General features: G+C 63.4%; 19 protein-coding genes. 4 read left to right on the top strand and 15 right to left on the bottom strand.

Annotated features, from left to right (window positions below):
* Positions 1 to 83 precede the first annotated feature (83 nt).
* The 7 genes from rpsA to mtnA form a co-directional block, all read right to left on the bottom strand.
* Entirely contained in the window at positions 84 to 1,760 is a 1,677-nt protein-coding gene (gene rpsA, locus K4A76_RS06445) for a 30S ribosomal protein S1 (RefSeq protein WP_003252673.1), read from the bottom strand.
* 124 nt (positions 1,761 to 1,884) lie between these two features.
* The gene (gene cmk / locus K4A76_RS06440) at positions 1,885 to 2,571 is read right to left on the bottom strand and encodes a (d)CMP kinase (RefSeq protein WP_054914135.1); all 687 of its coding nucleotides are present in this window, start codon (positions 2,569 to 2,571) and stop codon (positions 1,885 to 1,887) included.
* On the bottom strand, positions 2,568 to 4,787 hold the full coding sequence (locus K4A76_RS06435; RefSeq protein ID WP_249414353.1) for a bifunctional prephenate dehydrogenase/3-phosphoshikimate 1-carboxyvinyltransferase: 2,220 nt from the start codon (positions 4,785 to 4,787) through the stop codon (positions 2,568 to 2,570). Before K4A76_RS06435 ends, cmk begins: the two co-directional genes overlap by 4 nt.
* Positions 4,788 to 5,097: 310 nt before the next feature.
* Positions 5,098 to 6,192, bottom strand: coding sequence for a prephenate dehydratase (gene pheA, locus K4A76_RS06430; protein ID WP_009686000.1), 1,095 nt, complete (start codon positions 6,190 to 6,192; stop codon positions 5,098 to 5,100).
* Positions 6,192 to 7,277: a 3-phosphoserine/phosphohydroxythreonine transaminase gene (gene serC / locus K4A76_RS06425; RefSeq protein ID WP_009686001.1), complete on the bottom strand. Its 1,086-nt coding sequence runs from the start codon at positions 7,275 to 7,277 to the stop codon at positions 6,192 to 6,194. Before serC ends, pheA begins: the two co-directional genes overlap by 1 nt.
* A gap of 265 nt (positions 7,278 to 7,542) precedes the next feature.
* The gene (gyrA, locus tag K4A76_RS06420) at positions 7,543 to 10,308 is read right to left on the bottom strand and encodes a DNA gyrase subunit A (protein WP_009686002.1); all 2,766 of its coding nucleotides are present in this window, start codon (positions 10,306 to 10,308) and stop codon (positions 7,543 to 7,545) included.
* A 295-nt stretch (positions 10,309 to 10,603) separates the two neighbouring features.
* A complete protein-coding gene (gene mtnA, locus K4A76_RS06415; RefSeq protein ID WP_029886219.1) occupies positions 10,604 to 11,680 on the bottom strand; it encodes an S-methyl-5-thioribose-1-phosphate isomerase in 1,077 nt (358 codons plus the stop codon).
* A 204-nt stretch (positions 11,681 to 11,884) separates the two neighbouring features.
* On the opposite strand from mtnA, the gene ubiG reads away from it, so the two are divergent.
* The 3 genes from ubiG (at position 11,885) to K4A76_RS06400 (ending at position 14,153) form a co-directional block, all read left to right on the top strand.
* On the top strand, positions 11,885 to 12,583 hold the full coding sequence (ubiG, locus tag K4A76_RS06410; protein ID WP_009686004.1) for a bifunctional 2-polyprenyl-6-hydroxyphenol methylase/3-demethylubiquinol 3-O-methyltransferase UbiG: 699 nt from the start codon (positions 11,885 to 11,887) through the stop codon (positions 12,581 to 12,583).
* Between the two features lie 2 nt (positions 12,584 to 12,585).
* The gene (gene mupP / locus K4A76_RS06405; protein ID WP_232892974.1) at positions 12,586 to 13,257 is read left to right on the top strand and encodes an N-acetylmuramic acid 6-phosphate phosphatase MupP; all 672 of its coding nucleotides are present in this window, start codon (positions 12,586 to 12,588) and stop codon (positions 13,255 to 13,257) included.
* 155 nt (positions 13,258 to 13,412) lie between these two features.
* Positions 13,413 to 14,153: a YciK family oxidoreductase gene (locus K4A76_RS06400; RefSeq protein ID WP_054912794.1), complete on the top strand. Its 741-nt coding sequence runs from the start codon at positions 13,413 to 13,415 to the stop codon at positions 14,151 to 14,153.
* Between the two features lie 62 nt (positions 14,154 to 14,215).
* Here K4A76_RS06400 and K4A76_RS06395 read toward each other — a convergent pair whose 3' ends face one another.
* From K4A76_RS06395 to K4A76_RS06365, 7 genes are all read right to left on the bottom strand, one after another.
* Positions 14,216 to 15,001: a TenA family transcriptional regulator gene (locus K4A76_RS06395; RefSeq protein WP_054890379.1), complete on the bottom strand. Its 786-nt coding sequence runs from the start codon at positions 14,999 to 15,001 to the stop codon at positions 14,216 to 14,218.
* Positions 15,002 to 15,031: 30 nt separating this feature from the next.
* Positions 15,032 to 17,488 carry an EAL domain-containing protein gene (locus K4A76_RS06390; protein WP_009686008.1) on the bottom strand — a complete coding sequence of 819 codons (2,457 nt, stop codon included), beginning with the start codon at positions 17,486 to 17,488 and terminating at the stop codon, positions 15,032 to 15,034.
* A gap of 134 nt (positions 17,489 to 17,622) precedes the next feature.
* On the bottom strand, positions 17,623 to 19,455 hold the full coding sequence (locus K4A76_RS06385; RefSeq protein WP_029886223.1) for an ABC transporter ATP-binding protein: 1,833 nt from the start codon (positions 19,453 to 19,455) through the stop codon (positions 17,623 to 17,625).
* Complete coding sequence (locus tag K4A76_RS06380; RefSeq protein WP_274411750.1) at positions 19,448 to 20,080, bottom strand: DsbA family protein; 633 nt, start codon at positions 20,078 to 20,080, stop codon at positions 19,448 to 19,450. The genes K4A76_RS06385 and K4A76_RS06380 overlap by 8 nt, the downstream gene beginning before the upstream one ends.
* A 3-nt stretch (positions 20,081 to 20,083) precedes the next feature.
* Positions 20,084 to 21,016, bottom strand: coding sequence for an oxygen-dependent tRNA uridine(34) hydroxylase TrhO (trhO, locus tag K4A76_RS06375; protein WP_009686013.1), 933 nt, complete (start codon positions 21,014 to 21,016; stop codon positions 20,084 to 20,086).
* 228 nt (positions 21,017 to 21,244) lie between these two features.
* A complete protein-coding gene (locus K4A76_RS06370; protein WP_274411749.1) occupies positions 21,245 to 21,541 on the bottom strand; it encodes a BolA family protein in 297 nt (98 codons plus the stop codon).
* A 10-nt stretch (positions 21,542 to 21,551) separates the two neighbouring features.
* Positions 21,552 to 22,076, bottom strand: coding sequence for a DUF2059 domain-containing protein (locus tag K4A76_RS06365; RefSeq protein ID WP_009686015.1), 525 nt, complete (start codon positions 22,074 to 22,076; stop codon positions 21,552 to 21,554).
* Positions 22,077 to 22,230: 154 nt separating this feature from the next.
* On the opposite strand from K4A76_RS06365, the gene K4A76_RS06360 reads away from it, so the two are divergent.
* The gene (locus K4A76_RS06360) at positions 22,231 to 23,625 is read left to right on the top strand and encodes a class II fumarate hydratase (protein WP_173887888.1); all 1,395 of its coding nucleotides are present in this window, start codon (positions 22,231 to 22,233) and stop codon (positions 23,623 to 23,625) included.
* Between the two features lie 62 nt (positions 23,626 to 23,687).
* On the opposite strand, the gene K4A76_RS06355 is transcribed toward K4A76_RS06360, so the two are convergent.
* Positions 23,688 to 24,650 (bottom strand): DMT family transporter, encoded by a 963-nt coding sequence (locus tag K4A76_RS06355; RefSeq protein WP_054912801.1) that lies wholly within the window; start codon positions 24,648 to 24,650, stop codon positions 23,688 to 23,690.
* Positions 24,651 to 24,741 lie beyond the last annotated feature (91 nt).

Genomic DNA, 24,741 nt, shown 5'->3' with positions numbered 1-24,741 from the left:
CGCGCCAACGCCGGTGTGTGTTTGGGAGCGGGCACAAAAAAAGGGCGACCCGAGGGTCGCCCTTTTTACCGATCAAACAGAACTCAGTTCTGCTTGGCCATTGCTTCGCGCAGCAGCGCAGCCATGGTGGTGTCGGCAGCAGCTTCCGGAGCGTTTTTCAGGCTCTGGATAGCTTCACGCTCTTCAGCGTCGTCTTTCGACTTGATCGACAGGCTGATAACGCGGGACTTGCGGTCAACGCTGATGATCTTGGCTTCGATCTCTTCGCCTTCCTTCAGAACGTTACGCGCGTCTTCAACGCGGTCACGGCTGATTTCGGAAGCTTTCAGAGTGGCTTCGATGTCGTCGGCCAGGGTGACGATGGCGCCTTTGGCGTCAACTTCTTTCACGATGCCCTTGACGATAGCGCCCTTGTCGTTGACAGCAACGAAGTTGGAGAACGGATCGTCTTCCAGCTGCTTGATGCCCAGGGAGATGCGCTCGCGCTCTGGGTCAACCGACAGGATGACGGTTTCCAGCTCGTCGCCCTTCTTGAAACGACGTACGGCTTCTTCGCCGGTTTCGTTCCAGGAGATGTCGGACAGGTGAACCAGGCCGTCGATGCCGCCGTCCAGACCGATGAAGATACCGAAGTCGGTGATCGACTTGATGGTACCGGTGATCTTGTCACCCTTGTTGAACTGGCCGGAGAAGTCTTCCCATGGGTTGGACTTGCACTGCTTGATGCCCAGGGAGATACGACGACGCTCTTCGTCGATGTCCAGAACCATGACTTCCACTTCGTCGCCAACCTGTACGACTTTCGACGGGTGGATGTTCTTGTTGGTCCAGTCCATTTCGGAAACGTGTACCAGACCTTCAACGCCTTCTTCCAGCTCAGCGAAGCAGCCGTAGTCGGTCAGGTTGGTTACGCGAGCCTGTACGCGAGTACCTTCTGGGTAACGGGCAGTGATAGCTACCCACGGATCTTCACCCATTTGCTTCAGACCCAGCGAAACGCGGTTGCGCTCGCGGTCGAACTTCAGAACGCGTACGTCGACTTCGTCGCCAACGTTAACGATTTCCGATGGGTGCTTGATGCGCTTCCAGGCCATGTCGGTGATGTGCAGCAGGCCGTCGATACCGCCCAGGTCCACGAATGCGCCGTAGTCGGTGAGGTTCTTGACGATACCTTTGACTTGCTGGCCTTCCTGCAGGGTTTCCAGCAGGGCTTCGCGCTCGGCGGAGTTCTCGGCTTCCAGCACGCTGCGACGGGAAACGACAACGTTGTTGCGCTTCTGGTCCAGCTTGATGACCTTGAATTCCAGCTCTTTGCCTTCCAGGTGGGTGGTGTCGCGCACTGGGCGGACATCAACCAGGGAGCCCGGCAGGAACGCACGGATGCCGTTAACGTCGACAGTGAAGCCGCCCTTAACCTTACCGTTGATAACGCCCTTGACCACTTCTTCGGCGGCGAAAGCTGCTTCCAGAACAATCCAGCACTCGGCGCGCTTGGCTTTTTCACGGGACAGTTTGGTTTCGCCAAAGCCGTCTTCGACCGCGTCCAGCGCAACGTGGACTTCGTCACCGACCTTGATGGTCAGTTCGCCAGCTTCGTTGTAGAACTGCTCGAGCGGGATGACACCCTCGGACTTCAGGCCAGCGTGTACGGTAACCCAGTCGCCGTCGATGTCGACAACGATACCGGTGATGATGGCACCCGGCTGAAGATTGAGGGTTTTCAGGCTTTCTTCAAAGAGTTCTGCAAAGCTTTCGCTCATTTTAATTCCTGTAGATTCGGGCGAAACAAACGCCCCTCGCCACATTCCAGACAATGTGGGTCTGTTTTAAGTAAAGGAACGCCGGCAAGACGTTGACTGGTGAACCTGCCTGCTTTCCTGGTGATCAGAGAAGGTCGCGCTGGGCGATCTCGCTCCTGATACGTTGCAACACCTGCTCGATGGACAACTCGGTGGAATCCAGCTGAATGGCGTCTGCCGCTGGTTTCAGCGGGGCCACTGCACGCTGAGTGTCGCGTTCATCACGCGCCCGAATCTCATCCAGCAGACTCGACAGACTAACATCTTCACCCTTGCCCTTCAACTGCAGGTAGCGGCGGCGCGCCCTTTCCTCGGCACTGGCGGTCAGAAACACCTTCAACGGCGCGTCGGGGAATACCACCGTGCCCATGTCGCGGCCGTCGGCAATCAGCCCGGGCATTTCCCGGAAGGCGCGCTGGCGCTGCAGCAGCGCCTCACGCACGGCAGGCAGCGACGCCACCATCGAGGCACCGGCACCGACGGTTTCGGTGCGGATGACCTGGCTGACGTCCTCACCTTCGAGAATGGTCTGCTGCAGCTTACCGGGCTCGGCGGCGATGAACTGCACATCCAGATGGGCGGCCAGCTTGGTCAGCAGCTCTTCGTTGGTCAGATCGACACCGTGGTTGCTGGCATTGAACGCCAGCAACCGGTACAGCGCGCCCGAGTCCAGCAGGCGCCAGCCCAGTTCGCGCGCCAGCAAGCCGGCGACCGTACCTTTGCCAGAGCCACTCGGCCCGTCGATGGTGATGATGGGGGCCTGCGTATTCACGACTTGCCCTCTTCTGCCACGCGGATGCCCACTTCGGCGCACAGCGCCAGGAAGTTGGGGAACGACGTGGCAACGTTGGCGCAGTCATGAATGCGGATCGGCGCACTGGCGCGCAGCGAGGCCACGCTGAAGGCCATGGCAATGCGGTGGTCACCGTGGCCATGCACTTCGCCGCCGCCCAGCTGGCCGCCGTCGATGATGATGCCGTCCGGGGTCGGCTCGCACTTGATGCCCAGGGCAACCAGGCCGTCGGCCATCACCTGGATTCGGTCAGACTCCTTCACACGCAGCTCTTCGGCACCGCGCAGCACGGTACGGCCTTCGGCACAGGCAGCAGCAACGAACAGCACGGGGAACTCGTCGATGGCCAGCGGCACCAGCTCTTCAGGGATATCGATACCCTTCAGCTTGGCCCCGCGCACACGCAGGTCGGCCACCGGCTCGCCGCCGACTTCACGCTGGTTCTCCAGGGTGATGTCGCCACCCATCAGGCGCAGGATGTCGATGACACCGGTGCGGGTCGGGTTGATGCCGACGTGCTCCAGCACCAGCTCGGAGCCTTCGGCGATGGACGCCGCCACCAGGAAGAAGGCTGCCGAAGAGATGTCGGCCGGCACTTCGATGCGGGTGGCGGTCAGCTTGCCGCCAGACTGCAACGAGGCCACCGGGCCATTGCTTTCTACCGCGTAGCCGAAACCGCGCAGCATGCGCTCGGTGTGGTCGCGGGTCGGTGCCGGCTCGGTGACGGTGGTTTTGCCTTCGGCGTACAGGCCGGCCAGCAGCAGGCAGGATTTGACCTGCGCGCTGGCCATCGGCAGCGTGTAGGTCAGCCCCTTGAGCCGGTGGCCGCCGCGAATGGTCAGCGGCGGGCGGCCTTCCGGGCCGGTCTCGACCACGGCACCCATTTCGCGCAGCGGGTTGGCCACACGGTTCATCGGGCGCTTGGACAACGAGGCATCACCGGTCATGGTCACGTCGAACGGCTGGCCGGCCAGCAAGCCGGACAGCAAACGCATCGAGGTCCCCGAGTTGCCTACGTACAGCGGGCCGGGCGGCGGCTTCAGGCCGTGCAGGCCAACACCATGAATGGTCACGCGGCCGTGGTTGGGGCCTTCGATGACCACACCCATGTCACGGAATGCCTGCAGGGTCGCCAGGGCGTCTTCACCTTCAAGGAAGCCTTCGACCTCGGTGGTGCCCTCGGCCAGCGAGCCAAGCATGATCGAGCGGTGAGAAATCGACTTGTCGCCCGGTACACGAATCCGCCCGTTCAGGCGGCCACCCGGTTGGGCCAGGAAAATCAGATCGTTGGCGTTCATAGCGTCCACATAGGCCCGACGGGCCAGGATTTTACTGAAATGCTCGCGGGCAACGCGTGCGCGGGTGAATACACCCAGCAACTGGTGCCCGTCCCCTTCAGCGATAGCGTCGCGCAAGGCGTCGAGATCACTGCGATATGTATCAAGTGTGCGCAGGACAGCATCGCGGTTGGCGAGGAAGATGTCATGCCACATGGTCGGGTCGCTGCCGGCGATCCTGGTGAAATCGCGGAACCCCCCGGCAGCGTACCGGAAGATCTCGAGGTTTTCATTGCGTTTGGCCAGTGAATCGACCAGGCCAAAGGCCAACAGGTGCGGCAAGTGGCTGGTGGCGGCCAGCACTTCGTCGTGGCGCTCGACCGTCATGTGCTCGACATCGGCATCCAGCGCGCGCCACAGGCGGTCGACCAGGGCCAGTGCGGCCGGGTCGGTTTCGGCCAGCGGCGTGAGAATGACCTTGTGCCGGCGGAACAGGGTGGCGTTGGAGGCCTCTACCCCGCTCTGCTCGGAACCGGCGATGGGGTGGCCAGGCACGAAGCGCGGCAGGCGCCGGCCGCTCTCGTTTACAAAAACAGAGCGCGCCTCACGAACAACATTGCCCTTGGCGCTGCCGACGTCGGTGATGATCGCGTTGCCCAGGTCTAGCCGAGCCAGGCGCGCCAGAACTTTCTCCATGGCCAGGATGGGCACGGCCAGCTGGATGACATCGGCGCCCACGCAGGCGGTGGCGAGGTCTTCTTCGCAGCGGTCGACCACGCCCAAGGCTACGGCCTGCTTGCGCGAGGGGGCGTCCAGGTCGACTCCGACCACTTCGCGGCACAGGCCGCTTTCACGCAGGCCCTTGGCGAACGAACCACCGATTAGGCCGAGGCCAACTACGACCAGGCGATTGATGATGGGCGCGGGTTTGGTTTTTGCTGCATTTACCACTGGTGTGAACCCTGTTCAGAAATCGGGACAGCCTGTGAGACCGCTGGGGCTGCGTTGCAGCCCATCGCAGGCACGCCAGCTCCTACACGGGCAGTGCAAACCTGGGGGCTTGTGCTGGACCTGGGGGAGACAGCCTGCGAGACCGCTGGGGCTGCGTTGCAGCCCTTCGCAGGCAAGCCAGCTCCTACAGGGGCAGTGCAAACCTGGAGGCTTGCGCTGTACCTGTGGGAGCTGGCTTGCCGGCGATGGGGCGCAAAGCGCACCCAGCGGCCCTTAATCAAAGCACTGCCTTCGGATACGAGCCCAGCACCTTCAGCGCCACAGCCTCCTGGCTGATCTGTTCGAGCACCGCCTTGATCAGTGGGTCGCGGTGGTGGCCAACGAAGTCGATAAAGAACACGTAGGTCCACTTGCCGCTGCGCGACGGGCGGGTTTCGATGCGGGTCAGGTCGATGCCGTTCTGGTGGAACGGAACCAGCAGCTCATGCAGCGCGCCCGGCTTGTTGCTCATCGAAACAATGATCGAGGTCTTGTCGTCGCCGGTAGGCGGCACTTCCTGCTGGCCGATCATCAAAAAGCGCGTGGAGTTGTCCGGGCGGTCTTCAATCTTCTCGGCCAGGCGGGTCAGGCCATACAGGTTGGCAGCCATGTCACCGGCGATCGCCGCCGAGTTCCACTCGCCCTTCACGCGCTTGGCTGCCTCGGCATTGCTCGATACCGCCACCCGCTCCACATTCGGGTAGTGCGCGTCCAGCCACTTGCGGCACTGGGCCAGGGACTGGGCATGGGAATAGATGCGGGTGATGCTGTTGGTCTTGGTGCTCTCACCCACCAGCAGGTGGTGGTGGATACGCAGCTCGACTTCGCCGCAAATCACCATGTCGTGTTCGAGGAAGCTGTCCAGGGTGTGGCTGACCGCGCCTTCGGTGGAGTTTTCCACCGGCACCACGCCAAAATTGACCGCACCGGCCGCGACTTCACGGAACACCTCGTCGATGGCCGCCATCGGGCGGCTGATCACCGCGTGGCCGAAGTGCTTCATGGCCGCCGCCTGGGTGAAGGTGCCTTCAGGGCCCAGGTAGGCGATTTTCAGCGGCTCTTCCAGGGCCAGGCACGACGACATGATTTCGCGGAACAGCCGCGCCATTTCTTCGTTGCCCAGCGGCCCTTTGTTGCGCTCCATCACCCGCTTGAGCACTGCTGCTTCGCGCTCGGGGCGGTAGAACACCGGCTTCTCACCTTCTTTGAGCGAAGCGGTCTTGACCCGGGCAACCTCTTCGGCACACCGGGCGCGCTCGCTGATCAGCTCGAGGATTTTCTCGTCGAGGCTGTCGATGCGAACGCGCAGGGCTTTGAGTTCCTGTTCCGACATCAGCCGTGCTCCTTCTCGAATTCAGCCATGTATGCCACCAGCGCTTCCACGGCGTCCAGGCCCAGGGCGTTGTAGATAGAGGCGCGCATCCCCCCTACCGAGCGGTGGCCCTTGAGGTTGAGCAGGCCGCGGGCATCGGCACCGGCGAGGAAGGCCTTGTCCAGGCGTTCATCGGCCAGGCGGAACGGCACGTTCATCCACGAGCGGGCATTGACGCTGATCGGGTTGGTATAGAACTCGCTGCTGTCGATGAAGCCGTACAGGCGGTCTTTCTTGGCCCGGTTGCGCTGCTCCATGGCCTCGACACCGCCCTGCTCCTTGAGCCACTCGAACACCAGGCCCGAGAGGTACCAGGAGTAAGTGGCCGGGGTGTTGTACATAGAGCCGTTGTCGGCCGACACCTTGTAGTCGAGCATGGTCGGGCAGCTGCTGCGGGCGTGGCCCAGCAGGTCTTCACGCACGATCACCACCACCAGGCCGCTGGGGCCGATGTTTTTCTGCGCGCCGGCGTAGATCAGGCCGAACTGCGACACGTCGATCGGGCGCGAGAGGATGTCGGAGGACATGTCGACCACCAGCGGAACGTCACCGGTCTGCGGCACCCAGTCGAACTGCAGGCCACCGATGGTTTCGTTGGACGCATAGTGCACGTAGGCAGCGTTGCTGGTCAGTTTCCAGTCGTTCTGGCCCGGAATGGCCAGGTAATCGTAGGCCTTGGCGCTGGCGGCGACGTTGACGTTGCCGAAGCGGCGCGCTTCCTCGATGGCCTTTTTCGACCAGATGCCGGTCTCGATGTAGTCGGCAGTGCCGTTTTCCGGCAGCAGGTTCAGCGGGATTTCAGCGAACTGCTGGCTGGCACCGCCCTGCAGGAACAGTACCTTGTAGTTGGAGGGGATAGACAGCAGGTCACGCAGGTCCTGCTCGGCCTTTTCGGCGATGGCCACGTAATCGTCGCTGCGATGGCTCATTTCCATCACCGACAAGCCCTTGCCATGCCAGTCCAGCATTTCAGCCTGGGCGCGCTGCAGAACAGCGGTAGGAAGCGCGGCAGGGCCTGCGCAGAAGTTAAAGGCTCGGTTGCTCACATCCACTCTCGCTCTGCCAAATGGTACAAATTCATTTCTTGCAGGCCGCACGCGCCTCTTTGTGGGAGCGGCCTTGTGTCGCGATAGGGCCGCGAAGCGGCCCCCAGCTTTTTGCAGCGCCGCTGAAATCCTGGGGCTGCTTTGCAGCCCTTTCGCGACACAAGGCCGCTCCTACAAAAAGCTTGCTCGCACCCGGCCAGGCATTGCCTGCAGTTATCAGTCAAACGGGGCGACCTTGGTCGCCCCGTTCGGGTTTTACACCTGCTTACTCCTGCGGGGCCTCTTCGGCGCCTGCAGCTTCGTCATTGTCTGGCACTTCCGCCTCGACACCCTCCTCGCCCGCCTCGACCATATCGTCAAGTTCGTCCTCGGACGGTTCCTGGATCCGCTCCAGGCCAACCAGTGTTTCGTCGGCAGCCAGCTTGATCAAGGTCACACCCTGCGTGTTGCGGCTCAGGCTGGACACTTCGCCAACTCGGGTGCGCACCAGCGTGCCCTGGTCGGAGATCAGCATGATCTCCTCGCCTTCGTGCACCTGGATGGCGCCAATCAGCAAGCCATTGCGCCCCTTGGTACCCATGGCGATCACACCCTGGCCGCCACGGCCGCGGCGTGGGAACTTGGACAGCGGGGTACGCTTGCCAAAGCCACGCTCGGAAGCGGTCAGGATCTGCGCGCCGGACTCCGGAATCAGCATGGAAATAATCTGCTGCCCCTTGCCCAGCTTCATGCCCCGCACGCCACGGGCGTTACGGCCCATTTCACGCACCACGCTCTCGGCAAAGCGAATGACCTTGCCAGCGTCGGAGAACATCATCACTTCCTTGGCGCCGTCGGTGATGGCCGCTGCAATCAGGGTATCGCCTTCTTTGAGCTTCAAGGCAATCAGGCCATTGGAGCGCGGGCGGGCGAACTGCACCAGCGGGGTCTTCTTGACGGTACCCGAAGCGGTGGCCATGAAGATGTACGCGCCGGTCGGCTCTGCCACCCACTCAGGGGTGTCGCCGTCTTCTTCGTCAACTTCCTCGGCCTCGACCAGCTCACCTTCGAGCACGGTGTCGTCGGCGTCTTCCAGCTCTTCGTCAAGGTCGGCGTTCTGCTGCAGGGCCTCGAGGTCCACCTGCAGCATGGCGGTGATGCGCTCACCCTCTTCCAGCGGCAGCAGGTTCACCAGCGGGCGCCCACGGGCGGCACGCGATGCTTCCGGAATTTCGTAGGTCTTTTTCCAGTACACCTTGCCCTTGCTGGAGAACAGCAGCAGCGTGGCGTGGCTGTTGGCGACCAGCAGGTGCTCGATGTAGTCCTCGTCCTTCACGCCGGTTGCCGACTTGCCTTTGCCGCCACGACGCTGGGCCTGGTAAGCGGACAACGGCTGGGTCTTGGCGTAACCACCGTGGGAAATGGTGACCACGCGCTCTTCTTCCGGGATCATGTCGCCGTAGTTGAGGTCGTGGCTGGCATTGAGGATTTCGGTGCGGCGGGCATCGCCGTACTCGGCGCGGATGGCCTCCAGCTCTTCGCGGATCACTTCCATCAGGCGCTCGGCGCTGTTGAGGATGCGGATCAGCTCGCCGATCTGCTCGAGAATTTCCTGGTACTCGGCCAGCAGCTTCTCGTGCTCCAGGCCGGTCAGGCGGTGCAGGCGCAGGTCGAGAATGGCCTGGGCCTGTTCCGGCGACAGGAAGTATTTGCCATCGTGCAGGCCATACTGCTCGGGCAGGTCTTCAGGGCGGCAGGCCTCGGCACCGGCGCGCTCGACCATGACCTGCACGGCACTGGACTCCCACGGCGTGGAAATCAGGGCTTCCTTGGCCTCGGAAGGCGTAGGCGAAGCCTTGATCAAGGCAATGACCGGGTCGATGTTGGACAGCGCAACCGCCTGGCCTTCAAGGATGTGGCCGCGTTCGCGGGCCTTGCGCAGCTCGAAGACAGTACGGCGGGTCACCACTTCACGGCGGTGACGGACGAACGCTTCGAGCAGGTCCTTGAGGTTGAGCAGCCGCGGGCGGCCGTCCACCAGGGCCACCACGTTGATGCCGAATACGCTCTGCAGCTGGGTTTGCTGGTAGAGGTTGTTGAGCACCACCTCCGGCACTTCGCCGCGGCGCAGCTCGATGACGATGCGCATGCCGTCCTTGTCGGACTCGTCGCGCAGCTCGGTGATGCCTTCGATCTTCTTCTCTTTGACCAGCTCGGCGATCTTTTCGATCAGCCGCGCCTTGTTCAGCTGGTACGGCAGCTCGGTGATCACGATCTGCTGGCGGCCACCGACCTTGTCGATGTCTTCGACCTCGGAGCGGGCGCGCATGTAGATGCGGCCGCGACCGGTGCGGTAGGCCTCGATGATGCCTTGGCGACCGTTGATGATGCCGGCTGTCGGGAAGTCCGGGCCGGGGATGAACTGCATCAGTTCATCGACGGTGACTTCCGGGTTGTCGATCAGCGCCAGGCAACCGTCGATGACTTCACCAAGGTTGTGCGGCGGAATGTTGGTCGCCATACCCACGGCAATACCGCTGGAACCGTTGACCAGCAGGTTGGGGATACGCGTCGGCATGACCGCCGGGATCTGCTCGGTGCCGTCGTAGTTGGGCACCCAGTCGACGGTTTCCTTGTGCAGGTCGGACAGCAGCTCGTGGGCCAGCTTGGTCATGCGCACTTCGGTGTATCGCATGGCCGCGGCATTGTCGCCGTCCACCGAACCGAAGTTGCCCTGGCCATCGACCAGCAGGTAGCGCAGCGAGAAAGGCTGGGCCATACGCACGATGGTGTCGTAGACCGCAGTGTCGCCGTGCGGGTGGTACTTACCGATCACGTCACCGACCACACGGGCGGATTTCTTGTACGGCTTGTTCCAGTCGTTGCCCAGTTCGCTCATCGCATAGAGAACGCGACGATGCACGGGCTTCAAGCCGTCACGTGCATCGGGCAGCGCTCGCCCGACAATCACGCTCATCGCGTAGTCGAGGTAGGACTGTCTCAGTTCGTCTTCGATATTGACCGGGAGGATTTCTTTGGCCAGTTCGCCCATGAGAAGCCTGATTCCTTTTTCTGGTGAAACTTCGCAGCTCCATCAAGGGCCGAACGAAGCTCGCCGCCGCAGCGCATAAGGGTGCGACGACTTACGACAAATCAATGAGTTGTGCCATGGATCTGCGCAATGAAGGCCGCCGTGATGGGCGGTCTTGGAAACTGCCGGATGTTACCACAAAGGCGGGTGCGGTGGGGAGATGTGGCGGGCAGCCAGAAGCAGGTTCGAATCTTGATTTGCTGTTGCCTGTGCCGGCCTCTTTGCGGGCTTACCCGCGAAAAGGCCGGCACATTTGTCAATGCAGGCGCTTGCGGCACATCAACTGCGCCAGCTTGGCGGTATCCGGACGTTCGACAATGCCGCGCTCGGTCACTATCACGTCGATCAGGTCTGCCGGGGTCACGTCGAACACCGGGTTGAACACCTCGACCTCCGGGGCCACGCGGGTGCCGGCGTAATCCAGCAGTTCATCGGCCTCACGCACTTCCAGGGGGATATCCTCGCCAGTCGCCAGGTTCAGGTCGATGCTGGTGCTGGGCGCCACCACCATGAAGCGCACGCCATGGTGCATGGCGCTGACCGCCAGCTGGTAAGTGCCGATCTTGCCGGCCATGTCGCCATTGGCGGCAATGCAGTCCGCCCCCACCACCACCCAGGTGATGCCCTTGGTCTTCATCAGGTGGGCCAGCGCCGAATCGGCGCACAGGGTGGTCGGGATGCCTTCGTTGGTCAGCTCCCACGCGGTCAGGCGCGAGCCCTGCAGCCAGGGGCGCGTCTCGCCGGCATACACCCGCTCGACCATGCCTTCGAGGTAACCGGCACGGATCACCCCCAGCGCGGTGCCGAAGCCCCCACTGGCCAGCGCACCGGCATTGCCATAGGTGAGCAGGGTCTGGGCGTTGCCTTGGTGGCGGCGGATCAGCTCGGTGCCGTGCTGGGCCATGGTCAGGTTGGCTTCACGGTCGCTTTCGTGAATGGCCAGCGCTTCGGCCTCGCACGCGGCCAGCACGTCTTCGTCCGGGCGCAGGCGCTGCAGGCGCTCGCGCATGCGGTTCAGTGCCCAGAACAGGTTGGCAGCCGTGGGGCGCGCCTCGGCCAGGGTAAGAAAGTCCTCTTCCAGGTCCAGCTCCCAGTCACCACCTTCGGCCAGCCGCTCTTCCAGGGCCAGCACCAGGCCATAGGCCGCCGCGATACCGATCGCCGAAGCACCGCGCACCGCCATGTCGCGGATCGCGGCTGCCACCTGCGCGACATTGTCGCAGGCCAGCCAGCACTCCCGGGACGGCAGCAGGCGCTGGTCGAGCAGGTGCAGGACGCCGCCCTGCCAGCGGATCGCGGTCACCTTCTCCGCCGCCAATAGTCGCTCGCGCATTGCCTCTCCCTGTCGTTCGGATATCAAAAGCCGGCGATTATAGCGAGCCTGGGGGCCGAGCGCTCGGGTATACTCCGGCCTTTTCGAGCGCAAGCTGCAAGCTACGAGCGGCAGGAAAAAGCGAATGCGTACAAGGTCTGCTTTTTCTTGCTGCCTGGGGCTTGCAGCTTGCAGCTTAATAGCCAAGCTTCTGAGGACTGCCCAATGAGCAACGTCGACCGCGCCGAAATCGCCAAGTTCGAAGCGCTGGCCCACCGCTGGTGGGACCGTGAAAGCGAGTTCAAGCCGCTGCATGAAATCAACCCGCTGCGCGTCAACTGGATCGACGAACGCGCCAGCCTGGCCGGCAAGAAGGTGCTGGACGTAGGTTGCGGCGGCGGCATTCTCAGCGAAGCCATGGCCCTGCGCGGCGCCAGCGTTACCGGTATCGACATGGGCGAGGCGCCACTGGCCGTGGCCCAGCTGCACCAGCTGGAGTCCGGCGTGCAGGTGGAGTACCGGCAGATCACCGCCGAAGCGCTGGCCGAAGAAATGCCTGAACAATTCGATGTGGTCACCTGCCTGGAAATGCTCGAGCACGTACCCGACCCGTCGTCGGTGATCCGTGCCTGCTACCGCATGGTCAAGCCGGGCGGCCAGGTGTTCTTCTCCACCATCAACCGCAACCCCAAGGCCTACCTGCTGGCCATCGTCGGCGCCGAGTACATCCTGAAGATGCTGCCGCGCGGCACCCATGACTTCAAGAAGTTCATCCGCCCCTCCGAACTGGGCGCGTGGAGCCGTGATGCCGGCCTGCAGGTCAAGGACATCATCGGCCTGACCTACAACCCGCTGACCAAGCACTACAAGCTGAGCAGCGACGTCGACGTCAACTACATGATCCAGACCCTGCGCGAGGAATGAGCATGCGTTTGCGAGCGGTACTCTTCGACATGGACGGCACTTTGCTCGACACGGCGCCGGACTTCATCGCCATCTGCCAGGCCATGCTCGCCGAACGCGGCCTGCCGCCGGTCGATGACACGCTGATCCGCGGGGTGATTTCCGGCGGTGCGCGGGCCATGGTCGCCGCCACCTTCGCCATGGACCCTGCAGCCGAAGGCTTCGAGGCCCTGCGCCTGGAGTTCCTCGAACGCTACCAGCGCAACTGCGCGGTGCACAGCAAGCTGTTCGACGGCATGGCCGAACTGCTGGCCGACATCGAGAAAGGCAAGCTGCTGTGGGGCGTGGTCACCAACAAACCGGTGCGCTTCGCCGAGCCGATCATGCAGCAACTGGGCCTGGCCGAGCGTTCGGCGCTGCTGATCTGCCCGGACCACGTAAAAAACAGCAAGCCGGACCCGGAGCCGCTGATCCTGGCCTGCAACACCCTGAACCTGGACCCGGCCAGTGTGCTGTTCGTCGGCGACGACTTGCGCGACATCGAGTCGGGCCGTGACGCCGGCACCCGTACCGCCGCGGTGCGCTACGGCTATATTCACCCAGAAGACAACCCCAACCACTGGGGCGCCGACGTGGTGGTGGACCACCCGCTGGACCTGCGCAAGGTGATCGACAGCGCGCTGTGCGGCTGCTGAACCCAGACTGATGCCCGGGCACCACCCCCTGTAGGAGCGGGTTTACCCGCGAATGCGTGCGATCAGGCGCCAGTGTTGTCTGGGCTGACGCATTCGCGGGTAAACCCGCTCCTACAGGGGACGGGGTCGCCCTCACGAACTCGAAGGACAGAACCATGTTCGACTACACCGCCCGCCCCGACCTGCTCAAAGGCCGGGTCATCCTGGTTACCGGTGCCGGCCGCGGCATTGGCGCTGCTGCTGCCAAGGCCTACGCCGCGCTGGGCGCCACCGTGCTGTTGCTGGGCAAGACCGAAGCCAACCTGAACGAGGTCTACGACCAGATCCTGGCCGCCGGGCATCCGCAGCCGGTGGTCGTTCCGTTCAACCTGGAAACCGCGCAGGCACATGAGTACGACGACCTGGCGGTCATGATCGAAGAGCAGTTCGGCCGCCTTGACGGCCTGCTCAACAACGCCTCGATCATCGGCCCGCGCACGCCACTGGAACAGCTGTCAGGCGACCATTTCATGCGCGTGATGCACATCAACGTCGATGCCACCTTCATGCTCACCAGCACCCTGCTGCCGCTGCTGAAGCTGTCGGAAGACGCCTCGGTGGTGTTCACCAGCAGCAGCGTGGGGCGCAAGGGCCGTGCCTACTGGGGCGCCTACGGCGTGTCGAAGTTCGCCACCGAGGGCCTGATGCAGACCCTGGCCGACGAACTGGAAGGCGTGGCGCCGGTGCGGGCCAACAGCATCAACCCCGGGGCCACGCGCACAGCAATGCGGGCGCAGGCTTACCCTGGCGAGAACCCGCAGAACAACCCGCTGCCTGAAGAAATCATGCCCGTGTACCTCTACCTCATGGGGCCGGACAGCAAGGCCGTGAATGGGCAGGCGCTGAACGCCCAGTAACGGCTGGGATTGCGGGGGCCGCAGCGCGGCCCATCGCGGCCTTGCTTCGCAGCGGGCCGGGCCTACCCGGCGGCCAACGCCGGGCGCATACGCCCCTGCTGGCGCCCCTCAAGCTGCATGCACCGCTCCAGGAACAGGAACATGCAGTCGTAGCTCTTGCAGATCGCCCTGCGCAACTCGGTGCGCAAGCCCAGGCTGGGGTTCTCGCCGGCCAGGGTACAGATGATTTCCAGCGCTTCCCACGGGTGCGCATCGTCATACTGGGCGTGCATCTTCAGCCATTTCATCGCCCGCTTGCGCCCTTCCTCCGGGAAGCCCATGGCGTAGGTGTCGGTCGAACACACCACTGCCGACCATTCGCCCGTCGCGCCTTCGATGGCATAGTTGGTCGCGGCCATGGCAATGGCCAGGTTCTCGGTGGCACACACCCGCCAGCACCAGTCGTTCAGGCCGTTGAGCTCCGGCGGCACGTCCTGGGCCTGCAGGTCGTGCAGGTGCACACCATGCGCCTGGCACCAGTTCACCCAGTAATCGGCATGGTTGAGCTCGACCCGGATATTGCGCATCAGCCAGCGCCGTGCCATGTCCTCACCCTGGTGCCGACCGTAGCGGGTCTTGGTCAGGTTGTGGGCCATGTACAGCGAGAACTGCTCCACCACCGGCCAGCCGCCAATCAGGTACTGGCGAATGGTCGATTGCTTCAGCTGGCCATCGCGCAGGCGTGCATAGAACTCATGCTCCACGACCCGGCGCTTGCTCTCGCGGCAATCTTCAATCAGTTGCTGAGCCCATTGGGGGTAACTGGCCGGGTCCATCAACGGCCCGATACGAACGAATGCATCAATCACTTTCAGCTCCTTGGTCCTTGTGATTTCCAGCTAACGAAAGGTGCCAGGTGCACGCTGCAACAGAGGCCGGGCGGCGATCCGTTGGCGCTGCAGACTGTCACAGGTGAACACCTGGGGGCGTTCGATCAGGTAGCCCTGGGCGTAATCCACGCCAATTTCCTGCAGGGCCTGCTCGATCAGGGGCGTTTCGACAAACTCGGCGATGGTGCGCTTGCCCATCACATGGCCGATATGGTTGATGACTTCGACCATGGCCCGGTTGACCGGGTCGTCGAGCATGTCCTTGACGAAACTGCCGTCGATCTTGAGGTAATCCACGGGCAAATGCTTGAGGTAGGCGAACGAGGACATGCCGGCGCAGAAATCATCGAGCGAGAAGCGGCAACCCAGGCCCTTGAGCTCGTTGATGAAGCGGATGGCGCTGCCCAGGTTGGCGATGGCGCTGGTTTCGGTGATTTCGAAGCAGATCATCCGCGGCGGAATGGCGTACTCGACAAATAGCCGCTGCAGGTATTCCAGGAACTTGTCATCGCCGATGCTCGACCCCGACAGGTTGATCGCGCAGGTCGACAGCGGCCCTTCCCGCCCCTCGTCCAGGCACTGGCGGATGACCATGAATACATTGCGTACCACCCAGCGGTCCAGCGCCGTCATCAGGCCGTAGCGCTCGGCGGCCGGAATGAAGCTGCTGGGCAGGATGGTGCGGCCGCTTTCGTCGTGCAGGCGCAGCAGAATTTCGATATGGCCCGGCCCCTCGAAGGTTTTCAGCGGGGCGATTTCCTGCGCGTACAGGCAGAACCGGTTCTCTTCCAGGGCAACATGCAAACGCTGGATCCAGGCCATTTCGCCAAAGCGCATGGACAGCTCGCTGTCGTCGGCGTGGTACACCTGCACGCGGTTGCGGCCTTTTTCCTTGGCCATGTAGCAGGCCATGTCCGCGGCACGTAACGAGGCTTCAAGGGTGCTGGGGGCCTGGGCCATGTGCACCAGGCCTATGCTGACCGTGGTCACGAACGGGCGGCCTTTCCACACGAAGTGCAGGCTTTGCACCAGCTGGCGCAGTTGCTCGGCGATGCGCTCGGCCTGGTCGCTGGGGCAGTTTTCCAGCAACACGCCAAATTCGTCGCCCCCCAGCCGCGCCAAGGTGTCGCCCTCACGCAGGCCAGACTGCAGCACGGCGCAGATGTGCCGCAGCAGCTCGTCGCCAGCGGCGTGGCCGCACGTGTCATTGACCAGCTTGAACTGGTCCAGGTCCAGGAACATCAGTGAATGCCGCCCGGCCTGGCGGGCCAGGCCATTGAGCGCCTGCTCCAGGCGGTATTCGAACTCGCGGCGGTTGGCCAGCCCGGTCAGGGCATCATGGGTAGCCTGCCAGGACAGGTTGGCAATGTACTGGCGCTCCTGGGTCATGTCGTGCAGCACCAGCACAATGCCGGCAACCTGCCCGTCATTGACGATTGGCGAGCCCACCAGGTTGATCGATACCGTGCTGCCGTCCAGGCGCTGGATCAGCCGCGCATGCTCGGCGCCGCCGTTGAGGCTGCCGTTTAGCACCTGTTCGACCAGGCTGGTGCCGTTTTCTTCGGCGTGCTCGTCGACCAGGCTGAACAATGCCGAAAGCGGTAACCCTTGGGCCTGGGCGGCCTGCCAGTGGGTCAGCTGTTCGGCGGCGGGGTTCATGTAGCCGATGCAGCCCTCCACATCGGTGGTTATCACCGCGTCGCCGATGGCCTGCAGGGTAATCTGCGCCCGCTCTTTTTCTTCCTGCAGGGCACTGGCGAAGGCCTGGCGCTGGGCCAGCAGCTTGCTCGAGCGGCGCCAGGCAATGCTGATCAGGAACATGGCCGTCAGCAGGTTGGTGAACAGCAGCACCCGCAGCAGCATGCGCGACCCTTCGCCCAGCGCATCGCTGAAGGCCTTGGCCGCCGGCGTTACCCCTTCGTTGATGCTCACGATGCGCGCTTTCCAGGCCTCGACCGCAGCGGCGTCCACTGGGCCTGCAGCGAAGCGCTGGTGCATCTCGCCTGCCAGCACATCCAGCTTCTCCAGGTAATCGTCACCGACATTCCAGTAGTCGATGGCAGTCTGCATGTAGCTGATGTTGCGGAAGTTGCGGTAGAACCAGATGATCCGTTGCACGTCGTCGGCATGGTTGCCGCCCTGGAGTACCGCCTGGCGCGCGGCTTCCAGGTCGGGGTGCGGCTGGTCGAGCAGCTCGCGCACCTTCTGGTCGCCCTGGGGCACGGTTATGGCCTGGCGATAGCGCTGGTAGGTACCCTCGTCGCGGGTCTCGGCGTACAGGTTGAGGTAATAGATGGCATCTTTCTGCGCCTTGGACCACAAACTCTCGCCCGCAACGTAAGCGCGCACGGACGACAGCGTGTACAGGCTGAGACTACCCAGCGCCACCTGGAAGACCACGACGGCGATGAAGGGCCAGGTAATGCCCAGCAACTTTGGCGCTTCGAGTGTGCGATGTCCCTTCATGGAGTCCCTGTCACAGAGCAGATAAGGCGCAAATCGACCCAGACAAGCACAGCGTAGGCCATTTGCCATCGCTGTGAAGGGGATTTTTATGACAAGGCAGCGGGGGCTTTGCGCAGCCTGGGTCGGCCCAGGATTCAGCTCTGTTGCAGATGCCCGTACAGCTTGGCATACAACCCGCCTTCGGCAATCAGCTGCTGGTGGTCGCCATCTTCCGCCACATGCCCACCATCGAACACCAGCACCCGGTCGGCCTGTTTCACGGCCGACAGGCGGTGGGCGATGATCAGCGTGGTGCGGCCACTGAGGAAGCGCGCCAAGGCCTGGTGCAGGTTGTATTCGGTGGCCGCGTCCAGCGCCGAAGTGGCCTCGTCGAGGATCACTACCTTGGGCTCGGCCAGCACCATGCGGGCGATGGCCAGGCGCTGGCGCTGGCCGCCGGACAGGCGCACACCCGACCGCCCCACCACGCTGTCCAGGCCCTGCGGCAAGGCGGCGATGGTGGCGTCCAGCTGGGCGATGCGCAGCGCCTGCCAACAGGCCTCGTCACTGCAGTCACGGCCCATGGTGAGGTTGGCACGCACGGTGTCATTGAACAGCGATGGGTGCTGCAACACCACCGCCACGTTTTCGCGCAGGGTTTCCAGGCCGATTTCCTGCAAGCTGGCCCCGCCAAAGCGGATGGTCCCGGCCTGGGCGCTGTACAAGCCCAGCAGCAGTTGCACCAGGGTGCTCTTGCCGCCGCCGCTGGCACCGACAATGGCCACCTTCTCACCCGGCGCGATCGACAGGTCGAGGTGGTCGAGCACGGGCTCATCGGCATAGGCAAAACGCAGGTCACGCACCTCGATACCGACCGTGTCACGGCCGGCGAACGGGTCGCTGGCCGCCGGGTACTGCGGCTCGTCTGCCCGCGCCAGCAGCTCGTTGAGGCGGTTGAGGGCGCCGCCGGCGGCATAGTAGGCGTATTGCAGGTTGAGCAACTGCTCGACCGGGCCGATCATGAACCACAGGTAGCTGAACACCGCCAGCATCTGGCCGATCGACAGATCGGAAAACAGCACGGTCAGCATTGCCGCCGCGCGGAAAATGTCGATACCGAACTGGAACAGCAAACCACTGGCGCGGCCACTGGCGTCGCTTTTCCATTGCGAGTCGACGGCATAGTCGCGCACTTCGCGGGCGCGCAGCCCCAACCGGCCGAGGAAATAGCCCTGGCGGTTGCCGGCACGTATTTCCTGTATGGCATCGAGGGTTTCCGCCAGGGCCTGGGTGAACCGCGCGGTACTGTCGTTCTCGAGCTTTTTGAGGTGCTTGACGCGTTTGCCCAACTGCACGGTGAAATAAATCACCAGCGGGTTGAACAGCAGGATCAGCAACGCCAGTTGCCAGTGCATCCAGATCAGGATGGCGGCCGTGCCGGTCAAGGTGAGCATGGCCACCAGGAAGCGGCTGAGGGTTTCGCCCACGAACTTGTCGAGGGTGTCCAGGTCGGTGACCAGGTGCGTGGTGACCGTGCCACTGCCCAGGCTTTCGTATTCCTGCAGCGAAATACGCTTGAGCCGCTCGATCAGGCGGATGCGCAGGCGGTAGACGATGTCCTTGGCCAGGCCGGCGAACAACTTGGCCTGCACCACGTTGAAGGCCAAGGCGGCCAGGCGCAGGCACAGGGTAAGGCACAGCATCAGGCCGATGTAGCCGGCAGCCACCTGCCAGCCCGACGGCAGCAGGTGGTTCATCCACTTCAGTGCCGCATCACCATGGCCGAGCAGCACTTCGTCTACCAGCAACGGCAGCAACAGCGGGATGGGCACGCTGCAGCAGGCCGCGAGCACGGCGATCAGGTTGGCCGACCAGAGCTGCTTGCGGTGGTGCAGGGCCAGCCGGCGGATTTCCGCCCAGCTCAGCCGATCGGCCGCCGTGCAGGGCTTGCCCGGTACCGGGTCGGGGGACCCAGGCAGGTCAAGCACAGGTGGCCTGCTGCAGCCAGCGGCCGAGCAATGGTTGCAGGCGCTCCAACGGCTGGTAGCCGTTGGTCAACAGCGCCAGTTGGCCGTTGCGCTCGGCGAGCAGGGTCGGAAAACCGGCGATGCCCAGGTCCTGGGCCCACACGAAATCGGCCGCGGTGGCGGCGCGGGTATCGGCCTGGGCGAAGGTGGAGGCGAATTCGGCACGGTCGAAACCGGCCTGTTCAGCCAGGTCGACCAGCTGTGGTGCGGTGGTCACGTCCATGCCCTGCTCGTAGAACGCGCGCTGGATCAGCGCAAGCAGCGGCCAGACGCGCTCGCCACCCAGTTCGCGGGCGCTGACTAGGGCGCGGCAGGCCGGCTCGGTGTCGTAGACGAAACCGTCCGGCATGGCCCCTTCGAAGCGGAACGCCTGGCCCGTGGCATCGGCCACCGCCTGCCAGTGTTCGAGGATGTACTTGCGGGTGGCGCTGTCCAGCGCACTGCCGCCCGTGCGCAGCCCGCCCACCACCAGGTGGGTGGGCACACCCGCCTCATGCGCCTGGGCGATCAGGGCCGCGGCCACTGGCGCGAAACCCCAGCACCAGGAGCACATCGGGTCCATCACATAGATCAGGCGGGCAGACATGCATCAGGCCTCGGCTTTGTAGTTGTAACCGATCGGGTGCGGCAGGTTGCGCGCCTTGGCCAGCTCGATCTGCTTCTGCCGGTCGATGGCGCTGCGGCGGGTCTTTTCGCTCAGGGTGTCCCAGCAATGCGGGCAGCTGACACCTGGCGAATAGTGCTCGGACGCGCGCTCCTGGGCATTGATCGGGTGGCGGCAGGCGTGGCACTGGTCGTACTCGCCTTCGCTCAGGTCATGGCGCACCGTGACGCGGTTGTCGAAGACGAAGCAGTCACCATCCCACAGGCTTTGTTCCTGAGGCACTTCCTCGAAGTACTTCAGGATGCCGCCCTTGAGATGATAGACCTCCTCGAAGCCTTCACCGAGCATATAGCTGGAGGCTTTTTCGCAGCGGATGCCGCCGGTGCAGAACATGGCTACCTTCTTGTGCTTGCTGGGGTCGAAGTTGGCCTTGATGTACTCGGGGAACTCGCGGAAGGTTTCGGTCTTGGGGTCGATGGCGCCCTTGAAGGTGCCGATGGCCACTTCGTAGTCGTTGCGGGTGTCGATCAGCAGCACTTCCGGGTCGCTGATCAGGGCGTTCCAGTCCTTGGGCTCGACGTAGGTGCCCACGGCCTGGTTGGGGTCCACGCCAGGCACGCCGAGGGTGACGATCTCTTTCTTGAGCTTGACCTTGGTGCGGTAGAACGGCTGTTCGTCGCAGTACGACTCTTTATGGTCGACATCGACCAGGCGTGGGTCGCTGCGCAGCCAGGCCAGCAGGCCGTCGATGCCTTCGCGGGTGGCCGACACGGTGCCGTTGATGCCTTCATGGGCCAGCAGCAGGGTGCCCTTGACCTGGTTGTCGAGCATGGCTTTGAGCAGTGGCTCGCGCAACTCGACGTAGTCTTGCAGGGTAACGAACTTGTACAGCGCCGCGACGACGATGGCTTGGGACATGAAGCAGGTTCTCCAGGTGGTTGCCCTCGTAAGGGGCGGACCGGGTTTGACGGTGTGGCAAAAAAAACAGGGGGCGCTTTGCTCCCCTTTCGCGACACAAGGCCGCTCCTACAGGGATCGCACCCGCCATCAGGCTGTGCAGTCGCTGTAGGAGCGGCCTTGTGTCGCGAAAGGGCCGCAAAGCGGCCCCCGGATCTTGCAGGATTCTACCAGAACAACAGCAAGGTTTCAGTGCCCGCCGCCCGCGCACACCGGCGAGGCCGGTGCAGCGCCGACCTTGGCCCACTCTTCGCCGGTGTAGGTATGGATGGCCAGGGCGTGGATCTGGCCCATCAGCTCACCCATGGTGGCGTACACCCTCTGGTGGCGCTTCACGCTGTTCAACCCGGCAAACTGCTCGCTGACGATCACTGCCTTGTAGTGGGTCTCCTGACCACGACTGTGCATGTGGCTTTCATCGAGCACTTGCAGGTGTTGCGGCGCCAGGCGGGCCAGCTGCTGTTCGATACGCTGTTGCATGGTCATTGCGGCTTACTCACTTCTTCGCTGGGGCGGCGGCCTTGCCAGCGTTCGGGTCCAGCTCTTTGGTCATGTCTTCGAGCAGCTTGTTCACCACCGGTACTGCCGGCTCGAGGCTCTGCTGGGTCAGCTGCGCCGACTGCTGGGTGACCTTGGGCATTTCGCGCAGCACTTTCTTGCCCAGCGGCGACTCGTAGAACTTGACCAGGTCCTTGAGTTCCTGCTCGGTGAAGGTCTGGGTGTACAGGTCGACCATCTTCGGCTTCAGCTTGTTCCAGCCGATGGCGTTGTCCAGCGCGGCGTTGGCCTTGGCCTGGTAGCTTTCCAGCACCGGCTGCTTGCTGGCCGGGGCTTTGGTCTGGGCGAAGCGCTGGGCGAACATCTGCTGGACCTGCATGTACACCGGGGTGCCCAACTTGTCGGCGTTGGCCAGGGTCAGGAATTTCTCGGCAGCAGCGTTGTGGCTGGCGGTGGCAGCGAGTACCTGGCCGCTGGCGCAAACCAGGGCAACGGCGGCACAAAGGACACGGAGACGGGTCATTGCATTTCCTTCAGAGAGAGGGAGGCGGGTACCTCAGAGTAGAGCATTCTGCGCCGTGGTAGCGCGGTGCTCAAGTGGCACGACGAGCGACTGAACCGCTCGGTCGAATCAAGGCCTAAACTGCGAATTCGAACTACACAGGAGTGAGTACAGAATGAGCCGTATCGAGACAGACAGCCTGGGCCCGGTCGAAGTTCCTGAGGACGCCTACTGGGGTGCGCAGACCCAGCGTTCGCTGATCAACTTCGCCATCGGCAAGGAACGCATGCCGCTCGCGGTGGTGCACGCCCTGGCGCTGATCAAGAAGGCCGCGGCACGGGTCAACGACCGCAATGGCGACCTGCCGGCCGACATCGCCCGGCTGATCGAACAGGCCGCCGACGAGGTGTTGGCGGGCAAGCACGACGACCAGTTCCCGCTGGTCGTGTGGCAGACGGGCAGCGGCACCCAAAGCAACATGAACGTCAACGAAGTGATTGCCGGGCGGGCCAATGAACTGGCTGGCCAGGGCCGGGGCGGCAAAACGCCCGTGCACCCCAACGACCATGTCAACCGCTCGCAAAGCTCCAACGACTGCTTCCCGACCGCCATGCACATTGCCGCGGCGCAGGCCGTGCAGGAAAAACTGCTGCCCGCCATCGGCGAACTCTCGGCCGGGCTGGCCGAACTGGCGGCGCGGCACAACAAACTGGTCAAGACCGGCCGCACGCACATGATGGATGCCACGCCGATCACCTTCGGCCAGGAGGTATCGGCCTTTGTTGCCCAGCTGGACTACGCCCAACGTGCCATTCGTGCCACCCTGCCGGCCGTGTGCGAACTGGCCCAGGGCGGTACTGCCGTGGGCACCGGGCTGAATGCCCCGCACGGTTTTGCCGAAGCCATTGCCGCCGAACTGGCAGCAGAGTCCGGGCTGCCGTTCGTCACCGCGCCAAACAAGTTCGCCGCCCTGGCCGGCCATGAACCGCTGACCAGCCTGGCCGGCGCGTTGAAGACCCTGGCAGTGGCCCTGATGAAGATCGCCAACGACCTGCGCCTGCTGGGCTCCGGGCCGCGTGCCGGGTTGGCCGAGGTACGCCTGCCGGCCAACGAGCCGGGCAGCTCGATCATGCCGGGCAAGGTCAACCCTACCCAGTGCGAGGCGCTGTCGATGCTGGCGTGCCAGGTATTGGGCAACGATGCGGCGATCGGCTTTGCCGCCAGCCAGGGGCATTTGCAGTTGAACGTGTTCAAGCCGGTGATCATCCACAACCTGTTGCAGTCGGTCGAGTTGCTGGCCGATGGCTGCCGCAACTTCCAGCAGCACTGTGTAGCGGGTATCGAGCCCGACGCCCAGCAGATGGCCGCACACCTGGAACGCGGGTTGATGCTGGTGACCGCGTTGAACCCGCACATCGGTTATGACAAAGCCGCGGAGATCGCCAAGAAGGCCTACAGCGAAGGCAAGACCCTGAGGGAAGCTGCGCTGGAGTTGAAGTACCTGACCAATGAGCAGTTCGACCAGTGGGTAAGGCCGGAGAACATGCTGGCACCGGGTGGTAAAGGCTAAATTATTGATTGCCTGTACTGGCCCCATCGCTGGCAAGCCAGCGATGGGGCCAGTACAGGCGATCAAGGGACCTGGGCCAACCGCGCCCTGCGGGCACGCCAGCCGGCCACCAGCGATGGCCCCAACGCCACCAGGGCCGAGCCGAACACCACCGTCACCGCCCCCACATAGCCCAGCGCATTGATGTCTTCAGCGTGCACATAGTCAGGCCATACCAGCGCCGCCAGCGCCACTGCAACAAAAGTCACCAGCGGCGTCAGTGCCAGCGTGGCACTCACCCGTGATGCCTCCCAGTGCGCCAGCGCTTCGGCAAACGCGCCGTAGGCCACCAGGGTATTCAAGCAGCACGCCAGCAACAGCCAGCCCTGCACCGGGGTCAGTTGCAACGCCTGCAGCGGGTGCACCCAGGGCGTGAGCAGCGCGGCGCAACTGAGGTAGATCACCATCATGACCTGCTGCGAATGCCACACCGTCAGCAACTGCTTCTGGCTCAGCGCATAGAACACCCAGATGCTGGTGGCCAGCAATATGGTCAGCACACCCGTGGTGTAAGCCCCCAGCGAGGTCAGCAGTTCGTCCAGGCGCTGGTTGAAGAACAGGCCAAACCCCGCCAGCAGCACCAGCAGCCCTACACCCTGCCCCAGGCTGAAACGCTCACGGAATACGAACACACTGGCCACCAGCAGCAACACCGGGCCAATCTGCACCACCAACTGTGCAGTACCTGGGCTTAACAGGTTGAGCCCGATCAGGTACAGCACGTAGTTGCCCATCAAGCCGAAGACGGCAACGGCCACCAGGCCCTTGCCCTTTGCTGGCAGTTTACGAATGGAGGGCAACCGCCGCTGGGCCGCCAGCCAGGCAAACAGCAGGCCGCCCGAGACCAGCAAGCGGTACCAGGTGACGGTGATCGGGTCGACCACTTGCAGTACCTGCTTGAGCTTGATCGGCAGAATGCCCCAGAGCAGCGCCGTCAAGAGTGCCAGGAACAGGCCATAGCCCCAGCGGCCGGAAGTGGTATGCATAAAGTCCTCGATCAAGCCCGTGGTGGCGATTGCTTGATTCTACGGGCTTGCTGGGTAGGTGCGGGGGAACGTGCCGAGAAAAGAATTCATC

Source organism: Pseudomonas sp. NEEL19 (assembly GCF_028751975.1).
In the GTDB taxonomy this organism is placed as follows: domain Bacteria; phylum Pseudomonadota; class Gammaproteobacteria; order Pseudomonadales; family Pseudomonadaceae; genus Aquipseudomonas; species Aquipseudomonas juntendi.
This window is presented reverse-complemented; position numbering and strand designations above follow the sequence as displayed.